At 59.5% G+C, this 11,682-nt stretch carries 11 protein-coding genes; 10 read left to right on the top strand and 1 reads right to left on the bottom strand.

The window, feature by feature from the left end; all coding sequences use genetic code 11:
- Positions 1–2: 2 nt before the first annotated feature.
- The 4 genes from BM079_RS00505 (at position 3) to BM079_RS00490 (ending at position 4,249) form a co-directional block, all read left to right on the top strand.
- Entirely contained in the window at positions 3–539 is a 537-nt protein-coding gene (locus BM079_RS00505; protein ID WP_090129762.1) for a response regulator transcription factor, read from the top strand.
- A 53-nt stretch (positions 540–592) separates the two neighbouring features.
- Positions 593–1,408: an inositol monophosphatase family protein gene (locus BM079_RS00500; protein WP_090129760.1), complete on the top strand. Its 816-nt coding sequence runs from the start codon at positions 593–595 to the stop codon at positions 1,406–1,408.
- Positions 1,409–1,505: 97 nt separating this feature from the next.
- Entirely contained in the window at positions 1,506–3,326 is a 1,821-nt protein-coding gene (locus BM079_RS00495) for a monovalent cation:proton antiporter-2 (CPA2) family protein (RefSeq protein WP_090129758.1), read from the top strand.
- 80 nt (positions 3,327–3,406) lie between these two features.
- Entirely contained in the window at positions 3,407–4,249 is an 843-nt protein-coding gene (locus tag BM079_RS00490; RefSeq protein WP_090130735.1) for a fructosamine kinase family protein, read from the top strand.
- Positions 4,250–4,264: 15 nt separating this feature from the next.
- On the opposite strand, the gene BM079_RS00485 is transcribed toward BM079_RS00490, so the two are convergent.
- A complete protein-coding gene (locus BM079_RS00485) occupies positions 4,265–5,548 on the bottom strand; it encodes an MFS transporter (RefSeq protein ID WP_090129756.1) in 1,284 nt (427 codons plus the stop codon).
- A gap of 144 nt (positions 5,549–5,692) precedes the next feature.
- On the opposite strand from BM079_RS00485, the gene BM079_RS00480 reads away from it, so the two are divergent.
- The 6 genes from BM079_RS00480 to BM079_RS00455 all read left to right on the top strand — a co-directional run bounded on the left by BM079_RS00480 (position 5,693) and on the right by BM079_RS00455 (position 11,669).
- Complete coding sequence (locus BM079_RS00480; protein WP_090129754.1) at positions 5,693–6,571, top strand: acyltransferase; 879 nt, start codon at positions 5,693–5,695, stop codon at positions 6,569–6,571.
- Positions 6,553–7,401 (top strand): M23 family metallopeptidase, encoded by an 849-nt coding sequence (locus tag BM079_RS00475; RefSeq protein WP_175489545.1) that lies wholly within the window; start codon positions 6,553–6,555, stop codon positions 7,399–7,401. The genes BM079_RS00480 and BM079_RS00475 overlap by 19 nt, the downstream gene beginning before the upstream one ends.
- Positions 7,402–7,505: 104 nt before the next feature.
- Positions 7,506–8,630: a glycosyltransferase family 4 protein gene (locus BM079_RS00470; protein ID WP_322787928.1), complete on the top strand. Its 1,125-nt coding sequence runs from the start codon at positions 7,506–7,508 to the stop codon at positions 8,628–8,630.
- A complete protein-coding gene (locus tag BM079_RS00465; RefSeq protein ID WP_090129749.1) occupies positions 8,620–9,189 on the top strand; it encodes a phosphatase PAP2 family protein in 570 nt (189 codons plus the stop codon). The genes BM079_RS00470 and BM079_RS00465 overlap by 11 nt, the downstream gene beginning before the upstream one ends.
- Positions 9,190–9,535: 346 nt before the next feature.
- On the top strand, positions 9,536–10,555 hold the full coding sequence (locus BM079_RS00460; RefSeq protein WP_090129747.1) for a TRAP transporter substrate-binding protein: 1,020 nt from the start codon (positions 9,536–9,538) through the stop codon (positions 10,553–10,555).
- Positions 10,556–10,610: 55 nt separating this feature from the next.
- Positions 10,611–11,669 carry a TRAP transporter substrate-binding protein gene (locus tag BM079_RS00455; protein WP_090129746.1) on the top strand — a complete coding sequence of 353 codons (1,059 nt, stop codon included), beginning with the start codon at positions 10,611–10,613 and terminating at the stop codon, positions 11,667–11,669.
- Positions 11,670–11,682: the final 13 nt, after the last annotated feature.

Below are 11,682 nucleotides of genomic sequence, written 5' to 3'. Positions count from 1 at the left end.
TCATGCACGAAAAGGCCTCCTTTCTGGTCGTTGACGACGACCCCGTCTTTCGCCAAATCATGGAGCGCGCTCTGACGCGCCAGGAATTCGATGTCATGCTGGCGGCCACCATTGAAGAAGCCCGCCAGCTCGCCCAGCACCGGCCGCCCGAGTACGCAACGCTGGATCTGAAGCTCGAGGAAGGCTCGGGACTGCAGTTCTTGCCGACGCTGCTCTCGATCAGCCCGGCCTGTCGAATCGTGATCCTGACCGGCTATTCAAGCATTACCACGGCCGTCGAGGCGATCAAGCTTGGTGCCGTGAACTATCTCTGCAAGCCGGTCGAGGTCAGCGAGGTGTTGCAGGCTCTCGATGCTCAGGAAGGCAATCCGGATGCCGAGATTGCCGAAAATCCGCCCTCGGTCAATCGACTGACCTGGGAGCATATCCAGCGCGTCCTGCAGGAAAACGACGGCAATATCTCTGCCACCGCCCGCAGCCTGGGCATGCACCGGCGCACCCTGCAGCGCAAGCTGCAAAAACGCCCGGTCAAGCGCTGAGTCATGCCCTGCAAGCAACCCATCTTTAACGACAACATCTGACAGGAGTTTGCATGACCCTTGAAGAGCGCCTCGAGCAGGCCACCCGTATCGCCCATGAGGCTGGACGACGTATCAGGGAAGCGCGTGAGGGAGGTAGCCTTCAGCGCAACATCAAGCATGGCAATGAACTGGTGACCGACATCGATGTTGCCGTTGATCGCTATATCAACGAGCAGCTTGAGTCGCTGTTCCCGGGGGAAGCTCGCCTGACGGAAGAGCTCTCGCCCGGGCGTCACAATCTCGGGGAGGACAGGCCGCTATGGGTCGTGGACCCCATTGATGGCACCGTCAACTTTGCCCATGGCCATCATCATGTTGCAGTGTCCATCGCCTGGGCCGATCGAGGACGTGTACAGATGGGTGTCGTTCATGCCCCCTTTCTGAACGAAACCTTCAGCGCGCTTCGTGGTGGCGGTGCCTGGTGCAACGACGATCCAATCTCGGTCAGCGGGACGCGCAAGCTTGATGATTCCCTGATCGGTACCGGCTTCCCCTATGACCGCGACGCCCGCTTCCCGCTGCTCAGACGCCTGCATGCGGTGCTTGAAAACTGCCGCGACATCCGTCGCAACGGCGCCGCTGCACTGGACCTTTGCGCCGTGGCCTGTGGCCGACTGGATGGCTATTATGAAAGCAGCTCCCCCTGGGACTTTGCCGCCGGTGCCATGATTGCACGAGAAGCCGGCGCGCGTATCGGTCATGTCTATGACTGCCCGGAAGGCATCTCTTCAGAGCTCTACGGCGAGAATCTGCTGGCCTGCACTCCGGACATCTATTCGCCGCTGAAGGCGTTGATCGAAAAGGCCGACAGCGGGCAGTATCGCTGACGTTTGATCGTCTTTGACGCGACCGGCCGGCACGGTCAATCCCATGACAGTCCCGGCTGTTTTCGCCCCCCGCCCCGAATCGCCTGGAGAGCCCACCATGCATTTTCTGTTTGAAGCGACGGTCATGCTGGGCGTTGCCGTGCTGGCCGTTCCCCTGTTTGCACGCTTTGGTCTGGGATCGATACTGGGCTATCTGTGTGCGGGGCTGATTCTGGGGCCTTCCATCAGCGGCTTTATTGCCGACCCCGAGTCGGTCCTTCATGTTTCCGAAATCGGCGTGGTCATGCTGCTGTTCGTGATCGGGCTGGAGCTGGAGCCATCCAGGCTCTGGCGCCTGCGCGGGCGTCTTTTCGGGCTGGGGAGCCTTCAGCTTTTGCTGACCGGCCTGCTGCTGACCCCGCTGGGGTTCATGCTGGGTCTGGGGCAGGCCGCCTCGATACTGCTGGGGCTGACGCTGGCGCTCTCCTCCACGGCCTTTGCCCTGCAGCTTCTGACCGAGCATCAGCATCTTGCCAGCCCTCATGGCCAGAGCGCCTTCGCCATCCTGCTGTTTCAGGACCTGGCGGTCATTCCACTGCTGGCGGTCATCCCCATTCTTGCCGGCAACGGCGGCGCTGAAGACGCCAATCTGTGGCTGACGATTGCCAGAACCACCGCGATCGTGGTGGCCACACTGCTGGTCGGTCGCTTTGTCTTTCCGCGCGTGCTGCGCGTCGTCGCCCGCAGCGAGGTGCACGAAGTCTTTACCGCCGCCGCCCTTTTCATGGTGCTGGGCACGGCCTGGGTCATGGAACAGGCCGGTCTTTCCATGGCGCTGGGTGCCTTTCTGGCGGGGGTTCTGCTGGCGGATACGCCCTATCGACATGAGCTTGAAGCCAACATCGAGCCCTTCAAGGGCATTCTGCTGGGGCTTTTTTTCCTATCGGTCGGCATGTCGGTCGACCTGGTGCTGGTGCTGCACAATCTGCTGACAGTGATCGGCATCACGCTGGCCATTCTGGTCGTCAAGATACTGGTGCTTTGCGTGGTCGGCGTCATTGCGCGCCTGCCGCGTCAGAACATTCCAAGGCTGGCAGCCGTGATTGCCCAGGGGGGCGAGTTTGATTTCGTCCTGCTGACCACGGCCGTGGCCGCCGGCGTCTTCGAACAGCGCATCGCCAGTCTCTGTATTGCGGCCGTAACGATCTCGATGGCGTGCACGCCCTTTCTGTATACGCTGGGCACGCGCCTGGGGAATCGACTCAAGCCCACGACCGGCTGGGACAATCAGTTCCCCGATGATGAGCCTCCCGTCATCATCGCCGGGCTGGGACGTTTCGGGCAGATGGTGGCGCGCGTGCTCAAGATGCAGAACGTGCGCTTTACAGCGCTGGACCCCAACATTCGCCAGGTCGAGTTCATTCGCCAGTTTGGCTCGCGCATCTATTATGCCGACGCCACCCGACTGGAGCTGCTGCGCTCGGCGGGTATCGACCGCGCCCGTATGCTGATCATCTGTGTGGATGACGAACAGGCCTCGCTGACCATCGCAAGGCTGGTGCGAGAAAATTATCCCGACCTGAGCATTCATGCCCGTGCCCGTAACCGCCACCATGCCTGGCGCCTGCAGGAGCTGGGTGTGGAAGTCGTCGTACGGGAAACCTTTGCGGCCAGTCTCGAGCTTTCCCAGGAAGTGCTGGTCGGTCTGGGCTATCCCAGCGCCAGTGCCAGCCAGGCGGTCAGAACCTTCCGCGACTTTGACGTTCGTCTGTTCGAAGAGTCCTATCAATACCGCAACGACAACGCCCAGCTGCTGGAAAGCGATCGTGCCGCCATCGAGGAGTTCTACAAGCTGTTTCAGAGCGAGGAGAGAGACCACCATCACCGGGATGCGCCAGGACGCCGGGGGCATGACGATGACGCGCCGGATCAGAGCTGATCGAGCGCCGGCTTAATCCGCTTTTATGTCATTGCTACGCTGGAAAGACATTTCTCATGTCGATACGGGAGCAGCGCGTCATGACGTCATCAACACCACAGGCCACGCTTGAGGCGCTTGGCATTCACGCCACAAACGTCCCAGAGCCACTCGGTGGCGGCGATATCGGACAGGTCTGGCGGGTCACCACGGCCAGTGGCGATGTAGTGGTCAAACACGCCGAGTCCGAGGGTCTTGAAGCAGAGGCCGACGGCCTGAAAGCACTGCGGCAAGCGGACACCGGTCTGATCATTCCGGATATCGTGGGCGAGCTGCCCGGTGCTCTGGTCATGACCTGGTTGCCACCGGCCCGGCCCGATCGGCAGGCGCACGAGGCCTTTGGTCGCGGGCTTCGCGCCCTGCACGCCCATACCAGCGCTGAACATGGCTGGCACCGCGATAATTTTGCCGGCACCACACCACAGCTCAACACCGGTTACAACGACGGGCGCGTTTTTCAGCGCGAGTGTCGCCTGCTACCGATGGCGGAGAAGTGTCTGCAGAAAAAACGCATGGATCGTGCACTGTTTGATCAGATTTCAAGCGTTGCCAACGCGCTGGAAAGCTGGCTGCCGGATGCCCCGGCCAGCCTGGTGCATGGCGATCTCTGGTCCGGTAACGTGCATTTCAGCACACAGGGCCCGACGCTGATCGATCCGGCGATTTATCGCCATTACCCTGACGCAGATCTTGCTCTGCTGGAACTCTTTGGCAGCCCGGCCGATGCCTTTTATGAGGCCTACTGGGACGGGGACGCCCCCGGGGACTGGCCACGCCGACGCGCGCTGTTCCAGCTTTATCCGCTGCTCAACCACCTGTACATGTTTGGCGGCAGCTACCGCCAGGGCGTGCAATCGGCGATCGCTCATCTGCCACAGAGCTGAAACTGCCACCGGCCGCTATTGTTGACCGTGTTCCACGCCAAACTCGAGCTCGAACTGATGCGGTTCATAGCGCGGATCCAGCTCTACGTAGTGAGAGGTCTCCATCGGCGCGGTCGGCACCCAGGGCTCCTGAGCCACTTCAGGGGCCCAGCTGCGGCGGCCTCGCAGGCGCGTGAGAATAAATCCCGCCAGCAACAGCGACACACACCCCAGAAACATCCAGAGCCCATCAGGGCCGAAAAACTGCATGGCCAGTGATGCGCTGAACGGCCCGACGATCGAGCCAATCCCGTACCAGATCAGAAGTTTGGCATTGGCCTGAATGACCTCCTCCGGCTCCAGCCAGTCATTGGTATGGGCAAGACTCAGAGAGTAAAGGGTATGCAGCATGGCCGTGTGCAGACAGGCCACGAGCAGCAGAAACAGATAGTCGACGCGCGCCACCATGGAAATGACGCCTCCTGATATGGCCATGACCAGCGCCATGAACAGGATCACCTTGCGCCGATCAAGCCGGTCGGAAATGCGCCCCAGCGTCCACTGCGCCACCAGCGCTACCAGAGTCGTAATGGACATGAACCGAGCGGTCTGACCGGTCGACAGCCCGATTTCCTGGCCGTAGTACGGCGTCATCGCAAAAAAGGCCTGTACCATCATGCCGGCCGCAAAGGCCCCTGCCAGCCCCACGGGGGCGCGCTTGTAAAGCGTTTTGAGCGGCAGCTTGAGCGCGGTTTCGTGTCCGGAGCGCACCGGCCCGTGAATGCGATCAATGGATAACGGTATAAGAGAGAGTGCAAACAGGATGCCCGTCACGCTGAACAGGACCATCGTTGCCGGATCCGCGACGTTGAGCAGCCATTGTCCGCCCGCCAGCGAAGTGGTGGAGATGACCAGATAGATCGCCAGCACCCGTCCCCGATTGTCGTTGCTGGATTCTCCCGAAACCCATGACTCCATGACCATCAGCAGCCCGGCCGTCGCGGCACCGCCAAACAGACGCCAGAAAAGCCATGCCCACGGATTGACCCACAGCCCGTGCAGCATGGCAGTGACGGCAAGTACTGCGGCGCAGGCGGAAAACACGCGAATATGGCCCACCGAGCGAATCCGTTTTTCAAGCAGATAGCTGCCCACCACAAAGCCGAGAGAAAAGCTCGACATCAATAGCCCGGCCATCTGCGAGGGAAACCCTTCCAGCGACATGCGCACGCCCAGCAGGGTCATGATCAGACCATGGCCCAGCAAAAAGAAGATTTCACAGATGAACAGGACTGGTAATGTCGATGGCAGATTCCGCACTCAATACTCCCGTGGTAATGGATAGGTCGCTACGTTTCAGGCGGGTCGGCATTGTAGTGCCCCCGACAGCGCAGTGTCATACCGACTGGGCCCGACAGGGACGATCCATTAGGATACGGGCACTGCAACAAGGATCGGCATACCATGGCATGGCTCAAGGGCATCATCAGTATCACGCTGCTGGTCAGCAATACGCTGTTCTGGGGCATACCGCTGATTCTTTTCAGTCTTTTAAAGGTGATCCTTCCCTTCCCCTCGATGCAGCGGCGTCTGCTTGGCGGCCTGAACAGGATCGCCAGCCTCTGGATCACCGGCAACAATGTCTGGATACGGCACTGGCTCAAGCCAGAGTGGCGCATCTCGATCCCCGATACGCTGTCGCGACAGCGTCACTGGCTGGTCATTGCCAACCATCGCAGCTGGACGGACGTGTTTGTCATGCTGTACGCCCTGCATGATCACCTGCCGATGCCGCGCTTTTTCATCAAGCGTGAGCTGATCTGGGTGCCCGTGCTCGGGCTGGCCTGGTGGGCGCTCGAGTTTCCCATGATGCGACGCTACAGTGCCGCGCAGTTGAAGCGTCGACCGCATCTGGCCCGTCACGATCTACAAGCCACCCGAAAACTGCTGACCCAAATCGATCGTACGCCTGTTACCATCTACAACTTTGCCGAAGGCACGCGCTTTACCCGCACTAAACATGAACAGCAACAGAGCCCCTATCGCCATCTACTCAAACCGCGGGCCGGCGGCTGCGCCCTGGTCATGACGGCGATGGGGCACGAGCTCTCGGGCATCATCGACGTCACTCTTGATTATCGCCATGGCCGAACCCGCTTTCGGGATCTGCTATGTGGCAAAAGCGCGGTCATCGACCTGAGGGCAGGACGACGGGATATCCCTGACTGGATGCCCGGCGGTGACTACCTCAACGACACGCATTACAGGGAACGCTTTCAGGCATGGATCAACGCACTATGGCAGGAAAAGGATCAGCAGCTTTCATGTACCACCGACTCCTGATCCTGGTAGTGCTTCTTTTGCTGGCCGGCTGCGCGGGGCGTAACGCCGGCGGTGGCGGCGAGGCCGGCTACATCACCGTCCAGCGTGGCGACACCATGAGTGCCATTGCCCGACAGGCCGGCATTCCACTGCTGCGTCTTCAGCGCTTCAATCCGGCGGTCAGGTCCAACGACATGCGCATCGGCCAGCAACTGATGCTTCCCGGTCGTAACGAGCGTGCTCCGGGGGACGGCCAGTATCGCTACGCAGTCAGAAGCGGCGACACACTGGGCCGCATTGCCAGCCATTTCGGCACTTCCAGCAGCCGCATCAGCGCTGCCAACCGTAGTATCGACCCCAACCGTCTACGCATCGGCCAGATGCTGACCGTTCCTGTTGGCAATGCCTCGGCCTCCCGGCCCAGCGGGACTGCCGGCGCCCGGACCACCCCGGCACCTGTCAGCGCCCTGCCGAAGGGGGCCGGCCCCTGGTCATGGCCCCTGCGCGGCGGTCAGGTTCAGCGCGAATTCGGCAAAGACGGCCGCGATGCCCTGCAGCCCATGCTCATTTCTGCCGGCAGCGATCGAACCGCCCGCGCCGTTGCCTCCGGCACTGTTCGCTTCGCCGGCACCATGCGCCAGCTCGGGGGCGTCGTGATCATCCATCACGACCAGAATCTGCAAAGTGTGTATGCCCAGTGTGACCGCCTTGAGGTCAGCAATGGACAGCGGATCAATGCAGGAACGCCTGTGTGCGAAATACGTCGCGACGCCGGCACCGGTCGCCATGACCTGCTGTTTGATACCCGCAACGCCGGACGCCCCTTCAACCCCAGGCAGATTGTGCGATGACACACGATACAAAAACGTCACCGGATCGCCCTGCGACTGTCATGAACGATGACGACACTGGACAACGTCACCCTGATCACCGTTCATCCTTGAAGGTCGCTTTTGTGAGCGAAACCTGGGCACCCGAAATCAACGGCGTCACGCATACGCTGGGCCATCTGTCGCGCCATCTGCATGCGCGTGGCATAGCACTGCAGCTGATTCGCCCGAGACCGCGGACCGCTCATCATGACGATCTCATGAGCGAGGAGCTGCAGGTCGGTGCCATCCCCATTCCGGATTACGACGGCGTCAGCATGGGGCTGCCGGCCCGGCGCAGGGTGGCAGGACTCTGGCGGACCCATCGACCCGATGTCATCTACATCGCCACCGAAGGCCCGCTCGGGTTGACGGCGCTGAATCAGGCGCGCCGCATGTGCATCCCCGTCATCAGCGGTTTTCATACCAACTTTGACCAGTACAGCCGTCACTACATCATGCTGAAGGTGCTGGCACCGCTGGTGAGGCCCTTTCTACGCCGTTTCCATAATCGTTCGACCATGACACTGGTGCCGACCAAAGCCCAGGCGGACAATCTCACCCAATACGGTTATGACAATGTTAAGGTGCTCAGTAGAGGGCTGGACTGCGAGCGTTTCTCGCCCTCTCACCGTGACACGTCGCTGCGAGCGCAATGGGACGCGGATGACCATACCCCCGTTGCACTCTACGTGGGACGGCTGGCAGCTGAAAAAAATGTGCTGCTGTTGATCGATACGCTTGAGGCCATGCGCAGGCACCAGCCTGATCTCAGGGCGGTACTGGTCGGTGATGGTCCGCAGCGTTCTCTACTGGAAGAACGGCTGCCATGGGCACAGTTTGCCGGGTTTCAGCGCGACGAAGCGCTGGCAAGACACTACGCCAGCGCGGATATCTTTCTGTTTCCGTCGCTGTCGGAAACGTTTGGCAATGTGGTCACCGAGGCGATGGCCAGCGGACTGGCCGTCGTGGCCTTTGACTATGCCGCCGCAGGCGAGCTGATTTGTGAGGACAGACACGGTAAGCTTGCCGCCCCCGATCAACCGGCGCAGTTTATCGAGGCGGCAGTGACCCTTTGCCACGATATGGACTCTGCGCGGGAGATGGGGCGTACTGCCTGCGAGCGGGTACATACACTGGGCTGGCCAAAGATTGGCGATGCCTTTATTGACTATCTGCTTCAGGCACAGGAGGTGAACGATGGCAGGTGAACGACTTATTCCAGTGTTCAAAAGGCTCGACACGCTCGAGTGGAAGGCGTGTAACCGGTTGGCTCGCCTCGGTGCCTATCGTCCCCTTCTTTTTGTCCTGCGCTGGGCCAGCCGACTGGGCGATGCACCGGCCTGGATTGCAATGTGCCTGTGCATTCCGCTACTGACACAGTGGTGGTACGGCTGGTTTCTGGGCGTTTGTTTCGGTCTTTCAGCCGCAGTAGGCGGCATTCTCTACCGTCTGCTCAAGAACAGGCTGTGTCGTGAAAGGCCCTACATCTCCTTTGAAATCCCCTGCACCATGCCGCCACTGGATCGCTACAGTTTCCCAAGCGGCCATACACTGCATGCGGTGATGTTTACCACCCTGGCAGCACTTTTTGTGCCTCAGATGCTGATTGTGGTGGCCCCCTTCGCCGTACTGGTCATGCTGTCGCGCATCATTCTTGGGCTGCACTACATCACCGATGTCATCGCCGGCGCCCTGATCGGCTTTGTGCTGGCACACGGCATGGCACTAATCATTGTTGCCCTGCGCGGCATGTTGTTTGGCATGTAACCAATGACACCGCACTGAGAAATGATCTGTAAGCCGGCGCTCGCAAGAGCGCCGGCTTTTTTACAAGTAGAAATTGTCACGGATCCGCACTCAGTGGCGTGATTCATGTCATGACGACCCAGCTCCCCCCTTACTGCCGGAACGGATTCTTCCGCCAGCTCTGCCTTCTTTAACTTTGGTAACGCTCCGGACTAACGTCTTACAGCCAGCTACGCCGTATTACTGAATGCTGTGTCCGACATGATTATAAAAACCGGACGGGGACTATGGCGCACCACATTGCCGAGCATGCAAGGCTTGAAGGCCCGTCGTTTTTCCTGCCCGCCTAGTTCAACGGAGCACGCCCATGAAGAATCCCCCCTGGCTGAAAGCTGGTGCCTTTCTCGTGCTGGGTACTTTATCGCTCAACGCCTATAGCGCCGAATACGAATGGAAGTTTCAGGCTTCTGAAACCTCTGGTGAGCCCAGCTTCAAGATCAAACAGGAGTGGGCCGACAGGATCGAAACCATGACCGATGGTCGCATCGCCATTGAAGTAATGCCGATCAATGCCGTGGTGGGTCCAACCGAAACCCTTCAGGCGGTAAGCGCGGGGATCCTGCAGGGACACATGACAGATCCCAGCTATTTTTCGGGTCAGAACCCGGCTTTTGGCATGCTGGGCAATCTGGTCGGCGCATGGCAAAACCCCTATGACTTTCTTGAATACATGAAATATGCCGGCGGCGAAGAGCTCTATAACGAGCTGGTCGAGCCCTACGGCGTGCATCTGATCTCAGCGGCCACCTTCCCGCTGGAGTCCGTGCCTTCCACGGTAGAGATCAAGACCATCGAGGATTTCAAGGGTCTGAAGATTCGTGCCCCACAAGGGATGGTCTACAACATTTTCGAGCGGATCGGGGCAACACCGGTCAATCTGCCTGGCTCCGAAGTCTATACCGGTCTGGAAAAGGGCGTGATTGATGCGGCCGACTCTACCGTGCTTTCCAACAACGATGCTCAGGGGCTTCATCAGTTCGCTCCTTACCCGCTCTACCCCGGTTTTCACTCCATGCCCATGATCGCCGTGTCGATCAACAAGCAGATCTGGGACGGTCTGCCGGAAGATCTGCAGGTCACGCTCAAGACGGCCTTCGATCGCATGGCCTATGACCTGATCGCACGCCTCAAGGAGCAGGATCTGGAGACGCTGGCGAAACTCGAGCAGGACCCCAACGTACACCCCTTGGATCTGCCGCCGGAAGAGCGCAAAAAGTTTCGTCAGGCCGCCGAGAAGGAGTGGCAGGAATGGGCCGGTCGCAATGAAATGACACAGAAAATCCATGATTCGGCCACCGAATTTCTGCGTTCACGCGATCTGCTTTGATAGCGGCCCGGCGCTACCGGGAATACATCAATAACAACGGTAAAGGGAACCCATCATGTCTATACGTTTTCCATTAAAAGCCTGCCTCCTTGTGGCACTTGGCAGTGCCGCATTTAACGCCCAGGCCGCCGAGTATGAATGGACCTTCCAGACATCGGAGACGTCTGGTGAGCCCCAGTTCGAAATGAAAAAGGCGTGGGCAGACAACGTATCGAAAATGTCGGATGGCCGCATCGCCATCGAGATATTACCGGTTGGCGCCGTGGTACAGGCCAATCAAACGCTGCAGGCAGTGCGTTCCGGCATCCTGCAGGGGCATCTGACCGACCCCAGCTACTTCACCGGCCAGAATCCTGCTTTCGGGATGATGGGTAATCTGGTCGGAGCCTGGAGCGATCCTTACGACTTTCTCGATTACATGAATAATGCTGGTGGCGAGGTACTCTATAACAAGCTGGTCGAACCCTACGGCCTTCACCTGATCGGTGCCGCGGCGACCGGCCTTGAGTCTCTGCCTTCCAGCAAGCCGGTACATTCCATTGCCGACATGAAGGGGCTCAAGCTGAGAGCACCGGAGGGCATGGTCTACAACATTTTTGAAAAGGCAGGTGCCACACCGGTCAACCTGCCGGGCTCGGAGGTCTATACAGGCCTTGAAAAAGGCGTCATCGATGCCGCCGATTACACTGTTTTTGCTACCAATCAGGCTCAGGGCCTGCATGACTTTGCGCCCTATCCGCTTTATCCCGGTTTCCACTCCCTGCCCATGGTCGCGGTCTCGATCAACAATGATATCTGGCAGAGCCTGCCGGCCGATCTGCAGACCATACTGACCACATCAGTGGATGCACTGGCGTATGAAATGGTCGCCGAGCTCAAGACACGCGATCTGGAAGCCGTACGACAGGCCCGCGAGAATCCAGACATCGAGATCATTGATCTGTCTCAAAAAGAGCGGGCGAAATTCCGCGATATCGCCCGCAAGGAGTGGGCCGAGTGGGCTGAACGCAACGACATCACCCGTGAATACTATGACTCGGTCGTGGCCTATCTTCAGGCGCACAATCTGCTGCCCGCCGAAGACAGCAATGCAGCAACAGACACGTCATCCTGATTGAACAGTCCTT

The organism is Kushneria avicenniae (genome assembly GCF_900112585.1).
In the GTDB taxonomy this organism is placed as follows: domain Bacteria; phylum Pseudomonadota; class Gammaproteobacteria; order Pseudomonadales; family Halomonadaceae; genus Kushneria; species Kushneria avicenniae.
Note: the sequence above shows the minus strand (reverse complement) of the source record. Positions and strands in the feature narration are given on the sequence as shown.